Origin of the sequence: Pseudomonas sp. PDM19 (assembly GCF_014852215.1) — a bacterium.
Lineage (GTDB): Bacteria > Pseudomonadota > Gammaproteobacteria > Pseudomonadales > Pseudomonadaceae > Pseudomonas.
In genome coordinates this window covers 457,195-480,229 of the sequence record NZ_JACVBG010000002.1, presented here as the reverse complement: position 1 = coordinate 480,229, position 23,035 = coordinate 457,195, and the positions used below count along the sequence as shown (strand labels likewise).

Annotated in this window: 26 protein-coding genes; 10 read left to right on the top strand and 16 right to left on the bottom strand. The window is 64.8% G+C overall.

The genetic code is table 11. From position 1 onward, the window contains the following. The first annotated feature begins 1 nt into the window (after position 1). Both IB273_RS10465 and IB273_RS10460 read left to right on the top strand, forming a co-directional pair. Positions 2–703: an ABC transporter ATP-binding protein gene (locus IB273_RS10465; protein ID WP_045210454.1), complete on the top strand. Its 702-nt coding sequence runs from the start codon at positions 2–4 to the stop codon at positions 701–703. Between the two features lie 188 nt (positions 704–891). Next, entirely contained in the window at positions 892–1,224 is a 333-nt protein-coding gene (locus IB273_RS10460; protein ID WP_151188064.1) for a hypothetical protein, read from the top strand. 52 nt (positions 1,225–1,276) lie between these two features. On the opposite strand, the gene IB273_RS10455 is transcribed toward IB273_RS10460, so the two are convergent. From IB273_RS10455 to xerD, 5 genes are all read right to left on the bottom strand, one after another. Next, the gene (locus IB273_RS10455) at positions 1,277–1,558 is read right to left on the bottom strand and encodes a DUF3509 domain-containing protein (protein ID WP_192224017.1); all 282 of its coding nucleotides are present in this window, start codon (positions 1,556–1,558) and stop codon (positions 1,277–1,279) included. A gap of 181 nt (positions 1,559–1,739) precedes the next feature. Further along, positions 1,740–3,149, bottom strand: a complete 1,410-nt coding sequence (gene thrC / locus IB273_RS10450; RefSeq protein WP_192224016.1) for a threonine synthase — start codon at positions 3,147–3,149, stop codon at positions 1,740–1,742. Positions 3,150–3,239: 90 nt separating this feature from the next. After that, complete coding sequence (locus tag IB273_RS10445) at positions 3,240–4,544, bottom strand: homoserine dehydrogenase (protein WP_024766890.1); 1,305 nt, start codon at positions 4,542–4,544, stop codon at positions 3,240–3,242. Between the two features lie 174 nt (positions 4,545–4,718). Next, a complete protein-coding gene (locus IB273_RS10440; RefSeq protein WP_081515907.1) occupies positions 4,719–5,447 on the bottom strand; it encodes a disulfide isomerase DsbC N-terminal domain-containing protein in 729 nt (242 codons plus the stop codon). Between the two features lie 226 nt (positions 5,448–5,673). Next, entirely contained in the window at positions 5,674–6,570 is an 897-nt protein-coding gene (gene xerD / locus IB273_RS10435; RefSeq protein WP_081515909.1) for a site-specific tyrosine recombinase XerD, read from the bottom strand. 89 nt (positions 6,571–6,659) lie between these two features. On the opposite strand from xerD, the gene IB273_RS10430 reads away from it, so the two are divergent. Together IB273_RS10430 and IB273_RS10425 are read left to right on the top strand one after the other, a co-directional pair. Next, positions 6,660–8,504: a cation:proton antiporter gene (locus IB273_RS10430; protein ID WP_081515910.1), complete on the top strand. Its 1,845-nt coding sequence runs from the start codon at positions 6,660–6,662 to the stop codon at positions 8,502–8,504. A gap of 98 nt (positions 8,505–8,602) precedes the next feature. Beyond that, a complete protein-coding gene (locus IB273_RS10425) occupies positions 8,603–9,280 on the top strand; it encodes a hypothetical protein (RefSeq protein WP_081515911.1) in 678 nt (225 codons plus the stop codon). A 47-nt stretch (positions 9,281–9,327) separates the two neighbouring features. Here the strand turns inward: IB273_RS10425 and IB273_RS10420 are convergent, their stop codons facing one another. The 6 genes from IB273_RS10420 to ffh form a co-directional block, all read right to left on the bottom strand. Continuing rightward, complete coding sequence (locus IB273_RS10420) at positions 9,328–9,741, bottom strand: acyl-CoA thioesterase (RefSeq protein WP_026079396.1); 414 nt, start codon at positions 9,739–9,741, stop codon at positions 9,328–9,330. Positions 9,742–9,902: 161 nt separating this feature from the next. Beyond that, positions 9,903–10,253 (bottom strand): 50S ribosomal protein L19, encoded by a 351-nt coding sequence (rplS, locus tag IB273_RS10415; protein ID WP_017522234.1) that lies wholly within the window; start codon positions 10,251–10,253, stop codon positions 9,903–9,905. Positions 10,254–10,296: 43 nt separating this feature from the next. Further along, complete coding sequence (trmD, locus tag IB273_RS10410; protein WP_024766884.1) at positions 10,297–11,040, bottom strand: tRNA (guanosine(37)-N1)-methyltransferase TrmD; 744 nt, start codon at positions 11,038–11,040, stop codon at positions 10,297–10,299. Between the two features lie 26 nt (positions 11,041–11,066). Further along, complete coding sequence (gene rimM / locus IB273_RS10405) at positions 11,067–11,603, bottom strand: ribosome maturation factor RimM (protein WP_081515912.1); 537 nt, start codon at positions 11,601–11,603, stop codon at positions 11,067–11,069. A 5-nt stretch (positions 11,604–11,608) separates the two neighbouring features. Beyond that, positions 11,609–11,857 (bottom strand): 30S ribosomal protein S16, encoded by a 249-nt coding sequence (gene rpsP, locus IB273_RS10400; protein ID WP_081515913.1) that lies wholly within the window; start codon positions 11,855–11,857, stop codon positions 11,609–11,611. Between the two features lie 144 nt (positions 11,858–12,001). After that, positions 12,002–13,375: a signal recognition particle protein gene (gene ffh / locus IB273_RS10395; RefSeq protein ID WP_081515914.1), complete on the bottom strand. Its 1,374-nt coding sequence runs from the start codon at positions 13,373–13,375 to the stop codon at positions 12,002–12,004. Positions 13,376–13,596: 221 nt separating this feature from the next. Here ffh and IB273_RS10390 point away from each other — a divergent pair, with 221 nt between their 5' ends. The 3 genes from IB273_RS10390 (at position 13,597) to IB273_RS10380 (ending at position 17,333) form a co-directional block, all read left to right on the top strand. Continuing rightward, positions 13,597–14,397 carry an inner membrane protein YpjD gene (locus IB273_RS10390; protein ID WP_081515915.1) on the top strand — a complete coding sequence of 267 codons (801 nt, stop codon included), beginning with the start codon at positions 13,597–13,599 and terminating at the stop codon, positions 14,395–14,397. Positions 14,398–14,439: 42 nt separating this feature from the next. Beyond that, positions 14,440–15,735 (top strand): HlyC/CorC family transporter, encoded by a 1,296-nt coding sequence (locus IB273_RS10385; RefSeq protein WP_081515916.1) that lies wholly within the window; start codon positions 14,440–14,442, stop codon positions 15,733–15,735. A 284-nt stretch (positions 15,736–16,019) separates the two neighbouring features. Further along, positions 16,020–17,333, top strand: coding sequence for an MFS transporter (locus tag IB273_RS10380; RefSeq protein ID WP_192224015.1), 1,314 nt, complete (start codon positions 16,020–16,022; stop codon positions 17,331–17,333). A gap of 134 nt (positions 17,334–17,467) precedes the next feature. Here the strand turns inward: IB273_RS10380 and IB273_RS10375 are convergent, their stop codons facing one another. The 5 genes from IB273_RS10375 to IB273_RS10355 are packed head-to-tail and all read right to left on the bottom strand — an operon-like array spanning position 17,468 to position 20,779. Next, complete coding sequence (locus tag IB273_RS10375) at positions 17,468–18,196, bottom strand: SGNH/GDSL hydrolase family protein (RefSeq protein ID WP_081515918.1); 729 nt, start codon at positions 18,194–18,196, stop codon at positions 17,468–17,470. Next, positions 18,193–19,374, bottom strand: coding sequence for a formate-dependent phosphoribosylglycinamide formyltransferase (gene purT / locus IB273_RS10370; protein WP_081515919.1), 1,182 nt, complete (start codon positions 19,372–19,374; stop codon positions 18,193–18,195). Before purT ends, IB273_RS10375 begins: the two co-directional genes overlap by 4 nt. 58 nt (positions 19,375–19,432) lie before the next feature. Next, the gene (locus IB273_RS10365) at positions 19,433–19,621 is read right to left on the bottom strand and encodes a DUF1289 domain-containing protein (RefSeq protein ID WP_081515920.1); all 189 of its coding nucleotides are present in this window, start codon (positions 19,619–19,621) and stop codon (positions 19,433–19,435) included. Then, complete coding sequence (locus IB273_RS10360) at positions 19,614–20,141, bottom strand: gamma carbonic anhydrase family protein (protein ID WP_151188070.1); 528 nt, start codon at positions 20,139–20,141, stop codon at positions 19,614–19,616. The genes IB273_RS10365 and IB273_RS10360 overlap by 8 nt, the downstream gene beginning before the upstream one ends. 41 nt (positions 20,142–20,182) lie before the next feature. Then, on the bottom strand, positions 20,183–20,779 hold the full coding sequence (locus IB273_RS10355; RefSeq protein ID WP_081516425.1) for an NUDIX hydrolase: 597 nt from the start codon (positions 20,777–20,779) through the stop codon (positions 20,183–20,185). 135 nt (positions 20,780–20,914) lie between these two features. Between IB273_RS10355 and IB273_RS10350 the strand changes: the two genes are divergently transcribed. The 3 genes from IB273_RS10350 to IB273_RS10340 all read left to right on the top strand — a co-directional run bounded on the left by IB273_RS10350 (position 20,915) and on the right by IB273_RS10340 (position 23,030). Beyond that, positions 20,915–21,466 (top strand): NUDIX hydrolase, encoded by a 552-nt coding sequence (locus tag IB273_RS10350; RefSeq protein ID WP_081515922.1) that lies wholly within the window; start codon positions 20,915–20,917, stop codon positions 21,464–21,466. Positions 21,467–21,519: 53 nt separating this feature from the next. Continuing rightward, a complete protein-coding gene (locus IB273_RS10345; RefSeq protein WP_081515923.1) occupies positions 21,520–22,020 on the top strand; it encodes a L,D-transpeptidase family protein in 501 nt (166 codons plus the stop codon). 248 nt (positions 22,021–22,268) lie between these two features. Further along, on the top strand, positions 22,269–23,030 hold the full coding sequence (locus IB273_RS10340; RefSeq protein WP_081515924.1) for a GntR family transcriptional regulator: 762 nt from the start codon (positions 22,269–22,271) through the stop codon (positions 23,028–23,030). Positions 23,031–23,035 lie beyond the last annotated feature (5 nt).

Genomic DNA, 23,035 nt, shown 5'->3' with positions numbered 1-23,035 from the left:
CATGCTGAAGTTCGACAAGGTTTCCACCTTCTACGGCAAGATCCAGGCGCTGCACGACGTCAGCATGGAAGTCCAGCAGGGTGAGATCGTCACCCTGATCGGCGCCAACGGCGCCGGCAAGTCGACCCTGCTGATGACCCTGTGCGGCTCGCCGCGCGCCTCCTCCGGCAGCATCACCTACATGGGCGAAGAGCTGGTCGGCAAGGAATCCTCCGTGATCATGCGCAAGAGCATCGCCGTCGTGCCCGAAGGCCGTCGCGTGTTCGCCCGCCTGACCGTGGAAGAGAACCTCGCCATGGGCGGCTTCTTCACCAGCAAGGGTGACTACCAGGAGCAGATGGACAAGGTCCTGGGGCTCTTCCCGCGGCTGAAGGAGCGTTTCAACCAGCGCGGCGGCACCATGTCCGGCGGCGAACAGCAGATGCTCGCCATCGGCCGTGCGCTGATGAGCAAGCCCAAGCTGCTGCTGCTCGACGAGCCGTCGCTGGGCCTGGCGCCGATCATCATCCAGCAGATCTTCGACATCGTCGAACAGCTGCGCCAGGAAGGCGTGACCGTCTTCCTCGTCGAGCAGAACGCCAACCAGGCGCTCAAGCTCGCCGACCGCGGCTATGTGCTGGAGAACGGTCGCATCGTCATGCAGGACACCGGCGCCAACCTGCTGGTGAACCCCAAGGTGCGCGACGCGTACCTCGGTGGCTGATCCTTCCCGCAGCGATGAGAAACGGCCCTTCGGGGCCGTTTTTTGTTGGCGAGCAGTCCGCACCGTTCTTGTAGGAGCGAGCTTGCTCCTACAGCGGCTCCGCCATTTCTACCGCATCTCCCGCTGCATCCGACAGACAATCGATCAGGGCTCACCAAGCATCTGCGGATACAACCAGGAGAGCTGCCATGAACGCTGACCATCTCGCCGACACCCTCGCTGTGCTGCGCAAGCTCGCCCAGGGCATCGACCCGCGCCACAACTCCCCCCTGGCCGTCGACGATCCCTGCCAGACACCGGAAGTGATCCGCGCCCTGTTCCACGCCATCCACGCACTGGAAATGCCTGCCCCGAAGCCACGCGCCCTGCCCCAGCAGGCCGGCAAACCCTGGCAGGCGGAAGAGGAAGCAGTGCTGCTGCAGCGCTTCGAGGCCGGGGAGACCGTGGCCGCCATCGCCCGTGAACATGGCCGCACCACGGGCGGCATCCGCTCACGCCTGAAGTACCTGGGCAAGTTATAGGCCCGGAAACGAAAACGCCGCCCATTGGGCGGCGCTTTCGTTGCAAGGTCGATCAGGTGCCGTAGCTCAGCACCTGCGCACGCTGGCGCAACTGGGAAACGACATCGTCCTCCATGCGGCCTTCAGAGATCAGCAGGTCGCGGCGAATGGTCTGCACCGCCTCTTCGCTCTGCTCATGGTCCGCCAGGTGCTGGCCTTCGATGACGCGTCGCAGAATAACGTCTCCATCGTTGTTGGTGAGGGTCAGAATGCGGCCGCCATCGGGGCGTGCCGGGCCCAGGGAGGGAGCGTAGGGAGCGAAGGTCTCGGTCAGCAGGGCGCTCAGCCGGTCCATGTCGTATCTCCTTGTTGCGAAATGAAAAACACGCAGAAAAAGACCGCACGATCGGCGATAAAGTTCGCCGTTGTCAGTACCGTTGGTCATGACGGCATGTTTCGCGAATGCTCCAAAGGCCGATTCGCGGCCATGAAAAAGCCCGCCAGGAGGCGGGCTTCTTCGAACGGCGATCCGCGCTTTAGAGCGGTTTTCCGCGGTTGCCGTGGGCGCTGACGAAGGCCTGGACCTTGGCCAGTTCGTTCGGCAGCACGGTGCAACGCTCTTCACGCTGGAACAGGTCGGTCAGGTGCGCCGGCAGTGCCGGAACAGCCTCGATGCCGGCCTGCTCCACGGCTTCCGGGAACTTGACCGGATGCGCGGTACCCAGGGTGACCATGGGCACGGCCAGGCTGCGACGGCACTCGCGAGCGGCACGTACGCCGATGGCGGTGTGCGGGTCCAGCAGCTCGCCGGACTCCGCGAAGACCTGGGCGATGGTCTCGCAGGTTTCCTCGTCGCTCACCGCCAGCGAATCGAACAGGCGCCGCGCTTCGGTCCAGCGGTCATCCTCGACGGCCAGCTTGCCGGTGGCCTTGAAGTTGTCCATCAGCTCGGCGACAGCCTTGCCGTTGCGGCCGTGCAGGTCGAACAGCAGGCGCTCGAAGTTGGACGAGACCATGATGTCCATGGACGGCGACAGCGACGCGTGCAGGGTGTCCTTGTCGTAGCGGTTTCCGGACATGAAGCGGTGCAGGATGTCGTTGCGGTTGGTCGCGACGATCAGTTGGCTGACCGGCAGGCCCATGTTGCGCGCCAGGTAGCCGGCGAAGATGTCACCGAAGTTGCCGGTGGGCACCGAGAAGGCCACGGAGCGGGCCGGTGCGCCGAGCTGCAGGGCAGCGTGGAAGTAGTAGACGATCTGGGCCATGATCCGCGCCCAGTTGATCGAGTTCACCGCCACCAGACGGGTGCCTTTCAGGAAGCCCTGGTCGGCGAAGCTGGCCTTGACCATCTCCTGGCAGTCGTCGAAGTTGCCTTCGATGGCGATGTTGTGGATGTTCTCGCCGAGGATGGTAGTCATCTGACGGCGCTGCACCTCGGACACACGGTTGTGCGGGTGCATGATGAAGATGTCGACGTTCTCGCAGGCCTTGCAGCCTTCGATGGCCGCCGAACCGGTGTCGCCGGAGGTGGCGCCCATGATCACCACGCGCTCGCCGCGCTTGGTCAGCACGTGGTCGAGCAGGCGGCCGAGCAGTTGCAGGGCGAAGTCCTTGAAGGCCAGGGTCGGGCCGTGGAACAGCTCCAGCACCCACTCATTGCCGTTGAGCTGGCGCAGCGGCGCCACGGCGTTGTGGGCGAAGACACCATAGGTCTCTTCGAGGATCTTCTTGAAGTCGGCGTCGGAGATGCTGCCGGCAACGAACGGGCGCATCACGCGGAAGGCCAGTTCGTGGTACGGCAGGCCGGCCCAGGAGGCGATCTCTTCGACGGTGAAGCGCGGCAGGTTTTCCGGCACGTAGAGGCCGCCATCGCTGGCGAGGCCGGCGAGCAGGACGTCTTCGAAGTTCAGCGCGGGCGCCTGGCCGCGGGTACTGATGTAGCGCATGTTCAAAACCTTCGGTTTTGGCTTCAGGCCTCGGGCCTCAGGCTTCTGGCTGTTTCGCCTGCCGCCTGCCGCCCATGGCCTGCAGCCCGATTAATTCAGTTGTTCGACGCGGATGCGTACGACATTGCCGACGACGTCATCCAGCGCTTCCAGCGCGGCGATGGCTTCGATGATGCGGGACTCGAGCACGCGGTGGGTAACCAGGATCATCGGCACCAGACCGTCATGCTCTTCGACTTCCATCTGCATGATCGATTCGATGTTGATGCCGCGCTCGGAGAGGATGGTCGCCACCTGGGCCAGTACGCCCGGATGGTCCTTGGCCTGGATGCGCAGGTAATAGGCGCTTTCGCAGGCGTCGATCGGCAGGATCGGGTGGTCGGAGAGCGAGTCCGGCTGGAAGGCCAGGTGCGGCACGCGGTTCTCAGGGTCGGCGGTCATGGCGCGAACCACGTCCACCAGGTCGGCGACCACCGAGGAAGCGGTGGGCTCCATGCCGGCGCCAGCGCCGTAGAACAGCGTGGAACCCGCGGCATCGCCGTTGACCATGACCGCGTTCATCACGCCGTTCACGTTGGCGATCAGGCGGTCGGCCGGAATCAGGGTCGGGTGTACGCGCAGCTCGATACCCTTGTCGGTACGGCGGGCGACGCCCAGGTGCTTGATGCGATAGCCCAGGGCCTCGGCGTAGTTCACGTCGGCGGTGGTCAGCTGAGTGATGCCTTCGGTGTAGGCCTTGTCGAACTGCAGCGGAATGCCGAAGGCGATGGACGCCAGGATGGTCAGCTTGTGCGCGGCATCGATGCCTTCGACGTCGAAGGTCGGGTCGGCTTCGGCGTAGCCCAGCGCCTGGGCTTCCTTGAGCACGTCGGCGAAGGCGCGGCCCTTCTCGCGCATCTCAGTGAGGATGAAGTTGCCGGTGCCGTTGATGATGCCAGCCAGCCAGTTGATGCGGTTGGCGGCCAGGCCCTCGCGGATCGCCTTGATCACCGGGATACCGCCGGCCACCGCGGCCTCGAAGGCGACGATGACGCCCTTTTCGCGGGCCTTGGCGAAGATTTCGTTGCCGTGCACAGCGATCAGCGCCTTGTTGGCGGTGACCACGTGCTTGCCGTTCTCGATGGCCTTGAGCACCAGCTCATGGGCCAGGGTGTAGCCACCGATCAGCTCGATGACCACGTCGATTTCCGGGTTGTTCGCCACGTCGAAGATGTCGGCAGTAATGGGGGTACTGCCGGTTTCACACTTCGGATTGGGGCGACGGGCGGCAATCTGCGCAACCTCGATACCACGCCCGGCACGGCGGGCAATCTCCTCGGCGTTGCGTTTGAGTACATTGAAGGTACCGCCACCGACGGTCCCCAACCCACAGATTCCCACTTTCACCGGTTTCACGCTGAAACTCCCCATGATTACAGCATCGGGGCGCCTGAGACGCCGATGCCCGCAACGAGGCGGGCATGGGAGCAGGCACCATGTCAGAACAGGCGGACTGCCTGTTCCCTAGTCAAAAGGAACCGAACATTACGAAGCGGTTCCGCATTAGTCAATCAGTGCGCAAGCCGCGGCTTACTTGGCTTCCAGAGCCAGCTTGGCGATCTGGCCGGCCGGCTGGTAGCCCGGCAGCAGGGTGCCGTCGGCGAGGATGATCGCCGGGGTGCCCTGCACACCGACCATCTGACCCAGGGCGAACTGCGCGTCCACCGGGTTTTCGCACTTGGCGGCCTTCACTTCCTTCTCGTGGAACATGTCGCTCATGGCCGCCTGGCGGTCCTTGGAGCACCACACGGCCTGGAGCTGGGCATCACCCGGCGAGTTCGGGCCCTGGCGCGGGAAGGCCAGGTAGCGCACTTCGATGCCGCGCTTCTGCAGCTCCGGCACTTCGGCGTGCAGCTTCTGGCAGTACGGGCAGGTGGTGTCGGTGAAGACGGTGATGTGCGCCTTGGTTTCGCCCTTGGCCGGGAACACCACCATGTCCTTGGCGGCGATGGCGTTGATGGTCTTGGCCACACCGGCGCTCTCGGCCTTCTCGGTCAGGTTGGTCGGCTTGCCGTCCTTCACCTGGTAGATGTTGCCCTGTACGACGAACTGGCCGTCGGCGCTGGCATAGAGAATGCGACCGCCCTTGAGCTGCACCTGGTAGATGCCTTCCAGGGGGCCCTTGGAGATGTTCTCGATGGGCAGGTCAGGCTGCAGGGACTGCAGGGTGGTGCGGATCGCCTGGTCCGGCTCGGCCGCCAGAGCGAGGGTGCTGACGAGGCCAAAAGCCGCGGCAGTCAGAAGTCGGGACAAACGCATGGAAAGCTCCTGATGTCAGTCGGCGAAGACTATCACACCGGACCGACAAGACCGAGCCAAAGGCTGTAGCGGGAAGCTTCGGCGGGAGTAGCGGTTAAGGCCTGGTCCGCAAAGATCGAACAAGGTGTAGACATCCCTGTCGAGACGACCTGCCCAGGTTCAGCCCCGCCCCGGCCATCCATGGCCGGTCGTTCGCGGGGCAACACATGCGTTGCAAGAGCCCCGCTCACCCACGCGGGTGGTGCTGGGCATGCAGGTCCTGCAGACGGGCACGGGCAATGTGCGTGTAGATCTGCGTGGTGGAGAGGTCGCTGTGCCCCAGCAGCATCTGCACCACACGCAGGTCGGCGCCGTGATTGAGCAGATGGGTGGCGAAGGCGTGGCGCAGGGTGTGCGGCGACAGGCTCTTGCCGATACCGGCCACCTTCGCGTGGAGCTTGATGCGGTGCCAGAAAGTCTGGCGGGTCATCTGCTCGCCGCGCAGGCTGGGGAACAGCACGTCGCTCGGCCGCCCGGCCAGCAGGTCGCCACGGGCCTCGCGCACGTAGCGTTCGATCCAGCGGATCGCCTCCTCGCCCAGCGGCACCAGGCGCTCCTTGCTGCCCTTGCCGAGCACGCGTACCACGCCCTGACGCAGGTTCACCTGCTCCAGGGTCAGGCCGACCAGCTCGCTCACGCGCAGGCCGCAGGCGTAGAGCACCTCCAGCATGGTGCGGTCACGCAGGCCGAGAGGATCGTCGGTCTCGGGCGCCGCGAGCAAGGCTTCCACATCCGATTCCGACAGCGACTTGGGTAGCGGCTTGCCCAGTTGCGGCAACTCCACCAGCAGCGTCGGGTCTTCGGCGATCAGGCCCTCGCGCAGGCAATAGCGGTAGAAACCGCGCAGCCCGGACAGGAAACGCGCCGTGGAACGGGCCTTGTAGCCCTCGCCCAGACGCCAGGCCAGGTGATCGAGGATCACGTCGCGCCCGGCGGACTCCAGTGCAACGCCGTGCTCGCCGAGCCAGCCATTGAACAGCGCAAGGTCGCTGCCATAGGCACTGCGGGTGTTGTCGGACAGGCCCTTCTCCAGCCAGAGGGCATCGAGGAAGCGATCGATCAGCAAATGTGAAACCGGGGTCATTTCAGGCCATAGCAAAGGAAAATGTGGCGCGGGTAGTCTTTCATATCCCGTATTGCCCTCACCACTCTTGCGCAGGATGTCACCGCTCCATGGATGAACACAGCACCTACTACGCCCTCGCCGGCATCGGCGCCGCCTCCCTCGCCAGCCAGTGGCTGGCCTGGCGACTTCGCCTGCCGGCGATCCTGTTCCTGCTGCTGACCGGCATCCTGGTGGGGCCAGTCCTTCACCTGCTATCGCCGGAGATGCTGTTCGGCCCACTGCTGTTTCCGCTGGTGTCGCTGGCGGTCGCCCTCGTGCTGTTCGAGGGCAGCCTGACTCTGCACCTGGACGAGTGGAAGGAAATCGGCACGGTGGTGCGGCGCATGGTCACCGTCGGCGCCCTGCTCACCTGGGGCGTGATCGCCCTGGCGACCCACTATCTGCTGGACTTCACCTGGGAGATGGCGTTGCTGTTCGGCACCCTCACCCTGGTCACAGGTCCGACAGTGATCGTACCCATGCTGCGCGTGGTGCGTCCCAACGCCACCATCGCCAACATCCTGCGCTGGGAAGGCATCGTCATCGACCCCATCGGTGCCCTGCTCGCGGTGGTGGTCTACACCTTCATCGCCGCCAGTGACAGTGGCTCGGGCTGGACCGACAGCCTGCTGACCTTCTTCAGCGTGATCGGCACCGGCATCGTTGCCGGCCTGCTGGGCGGCCAGACCCTGGGCGTGGCGCTGCGCCGCCACTGGCTGCCGGATTACCTGCACAACCTGGCGTCGCTGTCCGTGGTGCTGGGCCTGTTCGTGCTCTCCAACACGCTGATGTCCGAATCCGGACTGCTGGCGGTGACCGTCATGGGCCTGCGCCTGGCCAACATGAAAGGCGTGGACGTCCGGCAGATCCTGCACTTCAAGGAGAACCTCAGCGTGCTGCTGATCTCCGGCCTCTTCGTGCTGCTCGCCGCACGACTGGACCTCTCGGCACTGCTGGGGCTGGGTCCGATCGCCCTGCTGGTACTGGCGCTGATCCAGTTCGTCGCCCGACCGCTGAACGTACTGGTTTCCACCGCAGGCTCATCACTCAACTGGCGCGAGCGCGCACTGCTCAGTTGGATAGCCCCGCGCGGCATCGTCGCAGCGGCCGTCTCGGCGATCTTCGCGATTCGTCTGCAGGAAGCCGGCCACGCCCAGGCCGGCGTGCTGGTGCCGCTGACCTTCCTGGTGATCATCGGCACGGTGATCCTGCAAAGCGCCACCGCCCGCCCCCTGGCGCGCCTGCTGAAGGTGGCCGAGCCGGTGCCTACCGGGTTCCTCATCATCGGCGCCAACCCCGTGGCCCGCGCAGTCGGTACCGGCCTGCAGAATGCCGGGGTGAAGGTGCTGCTCACCGACTCCAGCTGGGAGAACACCCGCGCGGCACGCATGGAGCACCTGCCGACCTACTTCGGCAACCCCGCCTCGCAGCACGCGGAGGCCCATCTCGACCTGATCGGCCTGGGCCACCTGCTGGCGCTGTCGCCCAACGCCGAACTGAACGCGCTGATGTGCATGAGCTTCCGCCACGAGTTCAGCCCCCGCCACCGCTTCATCCTGCCCTCCAGCCAGGACAGCCGTCGCAGCGAGAAGCACCGGGTCAGCGACCGCCATCGCGGTCATCCGCTGGGCCAGAGCCTCGTCACCTACCCGCAGATGGCCGGGCTGATCGCCCGCGGCGCGGAAGTCCGCTCGACGCTGCTCAGCGACAACTTCGGCTGGGACGAATACCAGGCGCAACATGGCCAGCGTGCCCTGCTGCTGTTCGCCCGCGACCCGAGTGGCCGGCTGCACATTGCCAGCCCCGAGCAACCGCTCGCCCCTGCCAGTGGCTGGACGGTGATCGCGCTGATCGAAGAAGAGGCGGAGACCGCCGTGAGTAAGAACGACACCGTGCAGGCTCTGACAACCTGACGACCGGCCATGTCAGCCTATCTTTAGGCTGGTGACAGAATGTGTCCGAAAGACAATGATTGCACCTAGCCATCATAGCGCCCCACGAAGCCCATGCCATGCCTAGCCAACAGAACTCCCGTCTCGGCCAGATCCTTGTCACCAAGGGCCTGATCACCTCCCATCAGCTGGATAAGGCCATCCAGCTCCAGCTCACCAACGGACTGCGCCTGGGCGAAACCCTGATCCAGCAGGGCTGGATCAGCGAGCGCCAGCTCGGCCGCGCGCTGAAGAAGCAGAACAACCTGCGCCTGGCGGCGACATTGGTCGCCGCCCTGCTCAGCCCGTTCCAGCTGGCCAGCGCCGACGTGCAGCGCCAGGCGCCGACAAGCATCACCCGCCACGAAGCACCCAAGGGCCTCAAGCCGCTGAGCGACCGCGAGATGAGCGACGTCAGCGCCCAGGGCTTCGACGACACCCTGCAGAGCCTGCTGGTCAGCGCCGAGAGCGGCGATGGCGTCGGTGCCATCAAGCAGCTGTCGCGCCTGGTGATGCCGGTGGTCGACAGCCTCGATGCCGAGACCTCGCTGCATGACGTGCAGTACGACACCGCGCACGCTTCCTCGTCCCTGAACCCGGATGGCTCGATCAACGTGCGCCTGCCCAGCTCCATCGGCGAGGTACGCTTCGACAACATCCGCGTCGCCGGCGCACCCAAGACCCAGAGCATGGGCAGCCTGAGCCTGCAGAACATCGACCTGTCCCAGGCTTCGCTGAAGATCAGCCTGCGTCACTGAAGGCGAGCCATCATGCAAGAAGGCGCCCGCGGGCGCCTTCTTGCATTTCAGGCCTCGAAACCGGGCAGGACCGGCACCGGACGCTTCTCGTCGTCGATGGCGACGAAGCTGAAGAGCCCGTGGATGGCCTTCTCGCGGCCGTCGGCGGACATGCTCTCGACGAACACTTCCACCTCGACCTTCAGGCTGGTGTTGCCGACCTTCACTACCCGGCCGATCAGCTCGACGATGGAGCCGGCGGGAATCGGGTGCTTGAAGTCGATGCGGTCGGTGGACACGGTCACCAGCGGCAGACGGCAGAAGCGCGTCGCGGCGATGAACGAGACTTCGTCCATCCAGGCCAGGGCGGTGCCGCCGAACAGGGTGTTGTGGTGGTTGGTGGTGGGCGGGAAGATCGCCTTGGTCACGCGGGTTTCGGAAAGCTCCGTACGACGGAGGATTTCCTGTTCTCTGGGGCTCATGCCACTGCTACCTGATGCAATGAGGGTGGCTGCCGGTGCTGCGGGTGTTGTGTTTGTAATGCGCTGCGGGGGCAGTTAAGGCATCCAATTAAGGAGAGAAGAAATACACGGGCAAGAAAAAAGCAGCCCGTGGGCTGCTTTTTTCGGGAACAACCGGCGAATTAGGCCAGTTTTTCCTTGATACGAGCTGCCTTGCCGGACAGTTCGCGGAGGTAGTACAGCTTGGCCTTGCGCACGTCGCCGCGACGCTTGACGGAGATGCTGTCAACCAGCGGGCTGTAGGTCTGGAAGGTACGCTCTACGCCTACGCCGTTGGAGATCTTGCGAACGGTGAAAGCACTGTTCAGGCCGCGGTTACGCTTGCCGATGACAACGCCTTCGAAGGCCTGCAGACGCTGACGGTCGCCTTCCTTCACTTTAACCTGGACGATTACGGTGTCGCCGGGGGCGAACGCCGGAATCTCTTTGCTCATCTGTTCAGCTTCGATCTGCTGAATGATCTTGTTGGTCATTTCGTGCTCCTAAGACCTGCGCTCGGCGCGGGCCATCGATACGTTAACTATCGTTCCGCTGGCGGATGTATTCCTCCAGCAGCTTTTTCTCTTCTCCAGAAAGCGAGCGGCAATCCAGAAGATCGGCACGTCGTTCCCAGGTCCTGCCTAAGGACTGCTGCAAACGCCAGCGCCGGATGTGTTCGTGGTTGCCGCTGAGCAGCACCTCAGGAACACGTTTGTCTGCGTACACCTCAGGTCGGGTGTAGTGCGGACAGTCGAGCAGGCCATCCGTGAAGGAGTCCTCCTCGGCGGAGTCCACGTGGCCCAGTGCACCGGGCAACAACCGCGTGACCGCGTCAATCAGCACCATGGCCGGAAGCTCACCCCCGGACAGGACATAATCGCCAACTGACCATTCCTCATCGACATGCTCTTCAATGAAGCGCTCGTCGATGCCTTCGTAACGCCCGGCGATCAGGATCAGTCGTTCCTCGTTCGCCAGTTCTTTCACGGCCGCCTGCGTGAGCTTGCGACCTTGCGGCGAGAGGTAGATCACCTTCACCGGTCCGCCTGCGGCTTGCCGGGCATCGCCCAGTGCGCCTTCGAGCGGCTTGATTTTCATCACCATGCCGGGACCACCGCCGAAAGGCCGGTCATCCACCGTCTGGTGACGGTCCTCGGTGTTGCTTCGCGGGTTGAAGCACTGAAGCTGAATCAGCTCCTGCTTGACCGCGCGACTCGTGATGCCATAGTCGCTGATGGCGCGAAACATCTCCGGAAAGATGCTGATCACTCCTATCCACATCGGCTGAGGGCTCTCATCCACAAGGGTTAGAAGTCCGCGTCCCAGTCCACCCGCATCTCGCCGGCTTCCAGGTCCACCGATTGCACGCACTGATCCGTATACGGGAGCAGGCGTTCACGGTCGTCCAGGCTGCCTGCGCAGGGCTTGACTACCATCACATCGTTGGCGCCGGTCTCCAGCATGTGGTCGAGAATCCCGAACAGTTGCCCGTTCTGGTCGATCACCTTGAGACCTTCCAACTGGCTCCAGTAGAACTCGCCATCGTCCAGCACCGGCAGCTCGCTGCGCGGAACCAGGATTTCGAATTCAGCGAAGGTGCGGGCGATCTCGCGATCATCCAGTCCCTTCAGCTTCGCGACCAGGACATTGCCCTGCACGCGACCTTGAACCAGCTCAGCCTGTCGAACTTCGTTGCCACGCTTGAGCGTCCAGCGGCGATAGTCCAGCAGGTTGTCCAACGGATCGGTAAAGGAATACACCTTCACCTCACCACGAATACCGTGCACCGATACGATCTTGCCGAGAACAACCATCTCCTCGGCGGGAGCAGTATTCGTGTTCATCGATCTCAGGCAGCCTTGGCGGCTTCCTTGATCAGCTGAGCAACACGCTCAGACGGTTGAGCGCCTTGGCTCAGCCAGTAGTTCAGACGCTCCTGGTTGACCGAGAACTTGAGCTCAGCGCCAGTGGCGACGGGGTTGAAGAAGCCGACGCGCTCGACGAAACGGCCGTCACGAGCGTTGCGGCTGTTGGTCACGGTCAGGTGATAGAACGGGCGCTTCTTGGAGCCGCCACGAGCCAGACGAATGGTTACCATGCGTACGTTGTTCCTATGGTTTGCTTGCAAAAAAGAAATGCAGCCCTCGGGCACATAGCCCGAAAGGCCGCATATTCTATGAGCTAAAGCCACGCGCCGCAAGCCGCAGCGCGTCCGGCCCGCCAGGCGGCGAGCCGTCTGGCCTCACATCTTGGGCATGCCGCCGGGGAACATGCTCCCCATGCCGCGCATCATCTTGGCCATGCCGCCCTTGGCGGTGACCTTCTTCATCATCTTCTGCATCTGCTTGTGCTGCTTGATGAGGCGACCAACGTCCTGCACCTGGGTACCCGAACCCATGGCGATGCGGCGCTTGCGCGAGCCGCTGATCACTTCCGGATCACGGCGCTCGGCAGGAGTCATGGAGTTGATGATCGCCTCCATCTGCTTGAACTGCTTCTCCGCCGCGTTCTGCGCGTTGCCCATCTGCGACAGGTTGACGCCGCCGAGCATCGGCAGCTTGTCCATGAGGCTGCCCAGGCCGCCCATGTTCTTCATCTGTTGCAGCTGATCGCGGAAGTCTTCCAGGTCGAAGCCCTTGCCCTTCTTGATCTTCTTCGCGAGTTTCTCGGCCTTCTCGCGGTCCATGCTCTGCTCGGCCTGCTCAATCAGGCTGAGCACGTCACCCATGCCGAGGATGCGCGAGGCCACGCGATCGGGGTGGAACGGATCGAGCGCTTCGCTCTTCTCGCCCATGCCGAGGAACTTGATCGGCTTGCCAGTGATGGCGCGCACGGACAGCGCGGCACCGCCGCGGGCGTCGCCATCGACCTTGGTCAGCACCACGCCGGTCAGCGGCAGCGCATCATTGAAGGCCTTGGCGGTGTTGGCGGCGTCCTGGCCGGTCATGGCGTCGACCACGAACAGGGTTTCCACCGGCTTGATCGCCGCATGGACCTGCTTGATCTCGTCCATCATGTCGGCGTCGATGTGCAGACGGCCGGCGGTGTCGACGATCACCACGTCGATGAACTTCAGCTTGGCTTCGCGGATCGCCGCTTCGGCGATGGCGACCGGCTTCTGGCTGGTGTCGGACGGGAAGAAGGTCACGTCCAGATCGTTGGCCAGGGTTTCCAGCTGCTTGATCGCCGCCGGGCGATAGACGTCGGCGGATACCAGCAGCACGGACTTCTTCTTGCGCTCTTTAAGGAAGCGCGCCAGCTTGCCGGCAGTGGTGGTCTTGCCCGCGCCCTGCAGGCCGGCCATCAGGATGACCGCAGGCGGAGCGGCAGCAAGGTCGAGGTCCTCGTTGGCCGCGCCCATCAGCTCGACCAGCTCGGCCTGGACGATCTTCACGAAGGCCTGGCCCGGGGTCAGGCTCTTGGAAACCTCGGTGCCGACCGCGCGATCCTTGATCTTGGCGACGAAGTCCTTGACCACCGGCAGGGCCACGTCGGCTTCCAGCAGGGCCATCCGCACTTCGCGGAGCGTGTCCTTGATGTTGTCCTCGGTCAGCTTGGCCTTGCCGGTGACGTGGCGCAGCGTTTGCGAGAGGCGATCTGTAAGGTTTTCGAACATGCGCGTTCCTAATCAGGCCCGGTCGGACCAGGGTTTGGCTTGTCAGCAAGCCGCCGATTATAACCAAGTGCGGCCAACGCCAACACCGCCGATGATCCCGATGTGACGGACCGCTTCGCAGGCCAGAAGCGAACTGTTCTCAGCCGCTTTCTAGGCGCGGGCGATCTGTGCCAAACTCACGACCTTTCGGGTCCCCTTTCGAAGGACTGTTCCAAGGACTTATGCAACCTCTGCTGCCCAGCCTGATCGCCGCCGTCCTTTATATCGGCACCACCGCCTACCAGGGTGCAAGCCTGGCCCGCCGCAACCCGCCGCAGAAACCGCTGCTCCTCCTGCTGGGCCTGGTCGCCCTGCTCTGCCAGGCGTACAGCCTGAGCCAGGAGCTGCTGACGCCCGCGGGCCTGGCGCTGGACTTCTTCAACGCCGCCAGCCTGATCTCCGCCGCGGTTACCGCACTGACCCTGCTGGCGTGCCTGCGCATCCCGGTGCACAACCTGCTGATCTTCCTTTATCCGCTCGGCGCGCTGACCACCCTGCTGGCCGTGCTGATGCCCCACGGCACCATCGAACCGATCAACGAGCAGCCCGGCATCCTCGCCCACATCCTGCTGTCGATCCTGGCCTATGGCCTGCTGACCATCGCCGTGGTCCAGGCGCTGCTCCTGCTGGTTCAGGACCATCAGCTCAAGCACAAGCACCCGTCGGGCCTGATCCGCAACTTCCCGCCGCTGCAGACCATGGAAAGCCTGCTCTTCGGCTTCCTCTGGGGCGGCTGGTCGCTGCTCTCGCTGTCGCTGATTTCCGGCTGGCTGTTCGTCGACAACCTGTTCGCCCAGCACCTGGCGCACAAGACCATCCTCTCCTGCTTCGCCTGGGTGGTATTCGGCGTACTACTGTGGGGCCGCCACCAGCTCGGCTGGCGCGGCCACAAGGCGATCCGCTGGACCCTCGCGGGTTTCTGCCTGCTGATGCTGGCCTACTTCGGCAGCAAGCTGGTCAAGGAATTCATCCTGCACATCTGACGCTAACGGCGGCGCCCGAGCGCCGCTGAAGGACCTGCGCGCATGGAAGAGATCCACCCCGGCTACCTGATCGGCCTGCTGGTCTTCCTGATCCTCTGCTCGGCGTTCTTCTCCAGCGTCGAGACCGGCATGCTCAGCCTCGATCGCTACCGCCTGCGCCACCTGTCCAAGAAGGGCAACCGCGGCGCACGACGCACCAGCTGGCTGCTGCTGCGCACCGACCGGCTGCTGGGCACCATCCTGATCGGCAACAACTTCGTCAACATCATCGCCTCGTCCCTGGCGACCCTGCTGGCCCTGCGCCTGTGGGGCGAGGCCGGCGTGGCCATTGCCACCGTGGCACTGACGCTGATCCTGCTGATCTTCGGCGAGATCACCCCCAAGACCTACGCCGCCCTGCGCCCCGAGCGCGTCGCCTTCCCTGCCAGCCTGCCGCTGATCTGGATGCAGAAGCTGTTCAGCCCGCTGCTCTGGCTGATGACCGGCATCAGCAACCTCCTGCTGCGCCTGGGCGGCCTCGACCCGACCCAGCGCGGCAACAAGCCGCTGAGCAATGACGAGCTGCGCAGCGTGGTCACCGACTCCAGCGAGAAGCTCACCAACAACCGCCAGGACATGCTGCTGAGCATCCTCGACCTGGAAAAGATCACGGTGAACGACCTGATGGTGCCGCGCAACGAAGTCCAGGGCATCGACCTGGACGACGAGCTGGAAACCATCATCGGCCAGCTGCGCAACACCACCCACACCCGCCTGCCTGTGTTCCGCAACGACATCAACCAGGTCGAGGGCGTGGTGCACATGCGCCAGATCGCCCGCCTGCTGACCCACAACCAGTTGACCAAGGAAAGCCTCAAGGCCGCGTGCCTGGAGCCCTACTTCGTGCCCGAGAGCACGCCGCTGTCGACCCAGCTGATCAATTTCCAGAAGCAGAAGCGGCGCATCGGCATCGTCGTCGACGAGTACGGCGAGGTGATCGGCATCATCACCCTGGAAGACATCCTCGAAGAAATCGTCGGCGAGTTCAGCAACCAGAACACCCTGCGCAACCCGGACATCCATCCCCAGGCCGACGGCACCTACGTCATCGACGGCTCGGCCAACCTGCGCGACGTCAACCGCGCCCTGGGCTGGCAACTGCCCAGCGACGGACCCAAGACCCTCAACGGCCTGGTCACCGAAGCGCTGGAGCAGATTCCCGACTGCGCGGTGTGCCTGAAGATCGGCCGCTACCGCCTGGAAATCCTCCAGTCCGGCGAAAACCGGGTGAAAAGCGTGCGCGCCTGGTTGCCCGGCGCGCCGCCCAGGGAAGCTCCCTACACCGACGAGCTTGCCTGAGCCGCCCCGCCCGCCCCTATAATCCGGACGGCTTACCCAGCCTCCCGCCTGCGCCCGCCGTTACCCGCGACGCCGCGCCGGCCAGTCAATCGCACGCCCCGCCGAGCCTCGACCCGCGTCGTTGCCTTGCGAAGCAGCCGGCCTCGCCCTGACCCGCCGCGAGCCGCGCCCACCCTGCCCCGATCCCGGGCCGCGCTCGCACTCGCGCCATGGCGATGCCTCCTATGACGCTGGACACGACCAGAGAGTCGTCGCCAGCCGTGACTGCCAGGGATAATCCCCGTATGACCAGCGCCACCCTCGAAGCCGCACAACCGGCCGAACAGACCAATTCCACCACCCGCGTCGCGGTCGCCAGCTTCATCGGCACCGCCATCGAGTTCTACGACTTCTACGTCTACGCCACCGCCGCCGCGCTGGTGATCGGCCCGGTGTTCTTCCCGCAGACCTCCGGCACCGCCCAGGCGCTCAGCGCCTTCATCACTTTCGGTATCGCCTTCCTTGCCCGCCCGCTGGGCTCGGCGCTGTTCGGCCACTTCGGCGATCGCATCGGGCGCAAATCGACCCTGGTGGCCTCGCTGCTGCTGATGGGCATCTCTACCACCCTGATCGGCCTGCTGCCGGGCTACGACAGCATTGGCGCCTGGGCGCCGATCCTGCTCTGCGTGCTGCGCTTCGGCCAGGGCCTCGGTCTGGGTGGCGAATGGGGCGGCGCGGCGCTGCTGGCCACGGAAAACGCGCCCAAGGGCCGCCGCGCCTGGTTCGGCATGTTCCCGCAGATGGGCCCGTCGATCGGCTTTCTCGCCGCCAACGGCCTGTTCCTCTGCCTGGCCATGTTCCTCAGCGAAGAACAGTTCCGTTCCTGGGGCTGGCGCATCCCGTTCGTGCTCAGTGCCGTGCTGGTCTTGGTCGGCCTGTACGTGCGCCTGAAGCTGGTAGAAACGCCAGTGTTCGCCAAGGCCATGGAACGCCACGAGCGCTCCAGCCTGCCGATCGCCGAACTGCTGAGCAAACACTGGCGGCCGACCCTGCTGGGCGCCCTGGCGATGGTGGTGTGTTACGCCCTCTTCTACATCTCCACGGTGTTCTCGCTGAGCTACGGCGTCAGTACCCTGGGCTACAGCCGCGAGGACTTCCTCGGCCTGCTGTGCATTGCCGTGCTCTTCATGGCCGCCGCCACGCCGGTCTCGGCCTGGCTGAGCGACCGCTTCGGGCGCAAGCCGGTGCTGATCGTCGGCACCCTCGCCGCCATCGCCTCGGGCTTCGCCATGGAGCCGCTGCTGAGCCAGGGTTCGTCGGTGGAAGTGGCAGTGTTCCTGTCGCTGGAACTGTTCCTCATGGGCGTGACATTCGCCCCCATGGGCGCACTCCTACCGGAACTCTTCCCGACCCACGTGCGCTACACCGGCGCTTCGGCGGCCTACAACCTGGGTGGCATCCTCGGTGCCTCGGTGGCGCCGTACATCGCGCAGAAACTGGTGGGCATGGGTGGATTGAGCTGGGTGGGGGGTTACGTGTCGGTCGCGGCAGGACTCAGCCTGCTGGCCGTACTGTGCCTGCGCGAGACCCGCGAGGCTGACCTGAACGATATCCGCTGAGCCGGTAACCAGCGGATAACCGGAAACGGATTCGGCTGCCAAGGCAGCGGAATCCGTTGTTCCCGGTGATGATGGAACCTGGCGCCAACGCTGGCCCTGCCAGCGGTTCGCGGGCGTGGCCCGCTCCTACAGGGTCAGCGTTGGGCAACCAGCCACTCCGCCAGATGCTCGCCCCAGACCTGGTAGCCCAGCGCCGACGGGTGATAGCCATCGATGGCGAGGAACTGCGGCTGCATCTCCAGGCTCACCCCGCAATAGCCCGCCCCCTGCGCCAGCGCCAGAGCACTGAGCTGGCGATCCAGCAGCATCGCGCGCCAACCCAGCAACTGCCGCAACAACCAGGGCAAGGCCGTGAAGTGCTGCAACGGCGGCACCGCCGTGCACACCACCCGCGCGCCGCGGCGACGGAAGTGCTCGATCAATTGCCCGAGGGAGGCCTGCCAACGCTGGCGGGAGCTGAAGTGCGTGGTGTCGTTGACGCCGAAGACCAGCGCCACGAGGTCGTAGTCCTCTGCGACTACCAGCGGCAGCAGGCGTTCGCAGGCTTCGCCGGCGGTGATGCCGTTCTCCCCCACCGCACGCCAGGCGACGGGCCGCTGGAGACGAGCGGAGAGCGCCAGGGCCAGCCGGCCGGCCAACGCGAAATCCAGGCAGGACGCGCCAACACCGGCGACGGTGGATTCACCCAGCAGCAACAGACGAAAGGGGTCGCCGGCAAGTTCCGCCCCTGCGATGCCTTCGCAGACGCCGGCGGCGGGTGCCAGGCGCAAGGCCGTGCGCCGCGTGCGCACGGCCATGGGCAGGGCCAGCGGCAGCAGCGGCAACGCCGCTGCCCACCACATCAGCCCCGCCCAGCGGCTCACAGCTCGACTTTGACCGCCTGGGCCGAACGAGTGGCCTTGGCGCGCGCGGCGTCGATCGATTCGTCGCGCGCCAGGGCGACGCCCATGCGGCGCTGGCCATCCACTTCCGGCTTGCCGAACAGGCGCAGCGCAGTGTCCGGCTCGCTCAGCGCGGCGCCGAGGTTACCGAAGGACACCTGCTGCGACTTGCCTTCCACCAGGATCACCGCCGAGGCGGAATCGCCCAGCTGGCGGATCACCGGGATCGGCAGGCCGAGGATGGCGCGGGCGTGCAGGGCGAACTCGGAGAGGTCCTGGGAAATAAGAGTCACCAGGCCGGTGTCGTGCGGGCGCGGCGAGACCTCGCTGAACCACACTTCATCGCCTTTCACGAACAGCTCGACGCCGAACAGGCCACGACCGCCGAGGGCTTCGGTGACCGACCTGGCCACGCGCTCGGACTCGGCGAGCGCCTTCGGGCTCATCGCCTGGGGCTGCCAGGACTCGTGGTAGTCGCCCTTCACCTGGCGGTGGCCGATGGGTGCGCAGAAGGTGGTGCCACCGATGTGGCGGACGGTCAGCAGGGTGATTTCGTAGTCGAAGTCGATGAAGCCTTCGACGATGACGCGGCCCTTGCCGGCGCGGCCGCCTTCCTGGGCGTAATCCCAGGCGGTCTTCAGGTCGGCGTCGGACTTGAGCACGCTCTGGCCCTTGCCCGAGGAGCTCATGATCGGCTTCACCACGCACGGATAGCCCACGGCGGCGACACCAGCGGCGTAGTCCTCGTAGGTGTCGGCGAAGTGGTAGGGCGAGGTCGGCAGACCCAGCTCTTCGGCGGCCAGGCGGCGGATGCCCTCGCGGTTCATGGTCAGTTGAGCGGCACGGGCGGTGGGGATGACGGTGTAGCCTTCGTTCTCCAGCTCGACCAGGGTCGCAGTGGCGATGGCTTCGATCTCCGGCACGATGTAGTGCGGCTTTTCCTGCTCGATCACCGCGCGCAGGGCGACACCGTCGAGCATGCTGATCACGTGGCTGCGGTGCGCGACCTGCATCGCCGGTGCGTTCTCGTAGCGGTCGACGGCGATCACTTCACAGCCCAGGCGCTGCAGCTCGATCGCCACTTCCTTGCCCAGCTCGCCGGAGCCACAGAGCAGTACGCGGGTCGCGCTCGGCGACAGGGGAGTTCCAATACGGGGCATTGCGGGAAACCTCGGGAAGGGAAAGTTCGAAACGGGAAAACGTTCGGGCGTGGCGGTTCTAGACCAGCACGCCCTGCTCGCGGGCGCGCTGGTCGCAACGCTTCAGCACCTCGCGGCGCTCGGCGTTGTCCATCAGGCCCCAGCGGGTGATTTCGGCGGCGCTGCGCTGGCAGCCCAGACAGATGTCGGCGTCGTCCAGCGCGCAGACGTGCACGCAGGGCGAGGCGACGGGACGTTCTTCAGTCATCTTCCTGCTCGGCCAGGTCGCGGGCGTAGCGCTGCGCGTTGTGGACGTAATGGGCGGCGCTGGCTTCGAGCATCTTCTTTTGCGGCTCGGTCAGCTCGCGCACCACCTTGCCGGGGGAACCCATGACCAGGGAGCCGTCGGGAATCTCCTTGCCCTCGGGGATCAGCGCGTTGGCGCCGATGATGCAGTACTTGCCGATCTTCGCGCCGTTGAGGATCACCGCGTTGATGCCGATGAGGCTGTAATCGCCCACGGTGCAGCCGTGCAGCATGGCGTTGTGGCCGATGGTCACGCCTTTGCCCAGGGTCAGCGGGAAGCCCATGTCAGTGTGCATGACGGTGCCGTCCTGCACGTTGCTGTGCTCGCCGATGTGGATCAGCTCGTTGTCGCCGCGCAGCACGGCGTTGAACCACACGCTGGCGCCGGCATCGAGACGCACCTTGCCGACCACCATGGCGTTGGGGGCGATCCAGCTTTCCGGATGGGTTTCGACTCGGGACGAGCCCAGGCGGTACTTCATGGGTTTCTCCTCAGGCGGGGGCCGCTCTTGATTATCGGTTCTCAGCTCAGCTTGATGAACTTCGACGGCGGCTGGTGCAGGTCGATGCGAGCGTCGTACAGCAGGTTCAGCAGCTCGACCAGCATGATCGCGGACAGGCCCCAGATCTTGTACCCCTCGAACAGATAGCTCGGGACGTACCAGCTGCGGCCGAAATAATCGATGCGGTGGGTGGTTTCCCGCGGGTCGCCGCGGAAGAACTCCAGCGGCACCTTGAACACGGCGTCGATCTCGCCGTCGTTGGGGCGGTACTCCACGAAATCGGGGACGAAGCCGACGAATGGCTTGACCAGGATACCGTGCCGCGACACCAGGGTGCTCAACGGCCCGACGACCTCCACCAGTCCCGGTGGCAGGGCGATTTCCTCGTGGGCCTCGCGCAGGGCGGTGTGGATCAGGTCCACGTCCTCCGGGTCGCGACGCCCACCGGGGAAGGCCACTTCGCCGCTATGGGTCGAAAGCCCGGTCGCGCGCAGGGTGAGCACGAGCTCTTCCTGGGGAGTGATGGGGAGCAGGACCGCCGCTTCCGGGAAGCTGTGGTCCGTTTCAAGGTCGCTTGGCGTGTGCGTCTGTATGCGTTGGCGCAGCTGGTCCAGCATGCCGAACATCCTGCGGGGGCCGATTCTTCTAATTGAAGGATCATGGCACGAAAGACGCCCCTGCCCAACCCCCGCCCCTTGCTGGGCGCACCACGCAGCGCGCAAGATTGTTCCATTCAATAACAAGGAAGCGGCATGAAATTCTGCAGCCAGTGCGGCGCCAGCGTGAGCCTGCGCATCCCCAGCGGCGACAACCGCCCGCGCTTCGTCTGCGACCAGTGCCAGACCGTGCATTACCAGAACCCGCGCATCGTCGCCGGCTGCCTGCCGGTCTGGGAGGGCAGGATCCTCCTCTGCCGCCGCGCCATTCAGCCGCGCCAGGGCTTCTGGACGCTGCCGGCGGGCTTCATGGAGAACGGCGAGACCCTGGAACAGGCCGCCGCCCGCGAGACCCTCGAAGAGGCCAATGCCCGCGTCCACGGCCTGCAGCTTTATACGGTCTTTGATCTGCCGCATATCAGCCAGGTTTATATCTTCTTCCGCGCGGAGCTGGCCGACCTGGACTTCTCCGCGGGCGAGGAAAGCCTGGAGGTACAACTCTTCGAAGAATCCGACATTCCGTGGGACGAGCTGGCTTTCCCCACCGTGGGCCGTACCTTAGAATATTTCCTGACGGATCGGATCGTTCAGAACTTCCCGATACGCAATGAAGGGATTCTCCCAATGCTTGCACAGAAAAAGAACTAATAAGCTCATATACCGCCTCTAAGGCTTTAGGAACTACCGGGGAACACCACTCGATGCGCTGGTTGATTGCCGTACTTTGTCTGACCTTCGCAGCGTTCTCGCATGCCAACGCGATGCCCACGCTCGACGGTCGTATCGACAAGATTCTCGTGCTCAAGTCCGAGCGCAAACTGAACCTCATCAGCAACGGCAAGGTTCTCAAGAGCTATCGCGTGTCGCTGGGCAAGCGCCCGCAGGGCCCGAAGCTGGCCGAGGGCGACAACCGCACGCCGGAAGGCTTCTACTGGGTCGACTGGCGCAAGACCAGCGACAAGTACAACCTCTCCATGCACATCTCCTACCCCAATGCCCGCGACGTGGCCAAGGCGCGGGAAAAGAGCCTGTCGCCCGGCGGCATGATCATGATCCATGGCACGCCGATGGATGACGACTACCCGGAGTGGTACTTCTCGACCCTGGACTGGACCAATGGCTGCATCGCCATGACCAACGCCGACATGCGCGAGGTCTGGAGTCTGGTCAAGGACGGCACGCTGATCGAGATCCGCCCCTGACGCGACCACACTGATACCAGTGCTCGTCTGAAACGCCGCCACGGCCCTGCCCTGGCGGCGTTTTTCGTTGTGCGGCCGGCACTGCTTCCGACCTGCGCAAGCCTTTCTCCATCCACTCTGCAGACTTTTCGCCGATTGCGACGGGGGCTACAGTTCGTCGGCTGACGCCTGGTGATCGGCGAGGTGGCGTTGACGTGGTATCTAAGTGGTATTAGCGTAAATTCCACTACCTCGCCAACGAGCCGATCATGACCCGCCAGCCCACCCAGATCAGCGCCGAGCAACGCCTGCAGGCACTGCGGCCGGACGAGACCCTGTCCACCCCGCTCTACCTGCAGCTGGCCCGCAGCCTGGAGACCGCCATCCACGCCGGCCACTGGCGCGCCGAGGAGGCCCTGCCTTCCGAGCGCCACCTCAGCGAATACCTGGGTCTGTCACGGGTCACCGCGCGCAAGGCGCTGGAGGTCCTGCTGGAGCAGGGGCTGGTGCACCGCATCCAGGGCTCCGGCACCTTCATCACGCCGCGCCTTGAGCAGCCGCTGTCGCGCCTCTCCAGCTTCAGCGAAATGCTCCGCCTCAAGGGCTTCACCCCCAGTTCCACCTGGCTGGAACGCGAGATCAGCCTGCCGACCCACGAAGAAGTGCTCCGCCTGGGCCTGTCGCCGACCGAGAAGGTCGTGCGCATGAAGCGCCTGCGCAAGGCCGACGGCGTGGTCATGGCCATCGAACAGAGCAGCCTGCCGGCGCGCCTGCTCGGCGACCCGGCGACGGTCGGCGACTCCCTCTATGCCCACCTGGACGCCATCGGCCGCCCGGTGGTCCGCGCCCTGCAACACGTGCAGGCGGTCAACGCCTCGGCCGAGGAAGCCGCGCTGGTGGGCATCCGGCCCGGTACCGCGATGCTGCTGATGACCCGTATCGGCTACCTCGAAGACAACACCGCCATCGAGCTGACCGACACCTACTGCCGCAACGACTACTACGACTTCGTCGCCGAACTGCGGCGCTGACCCGG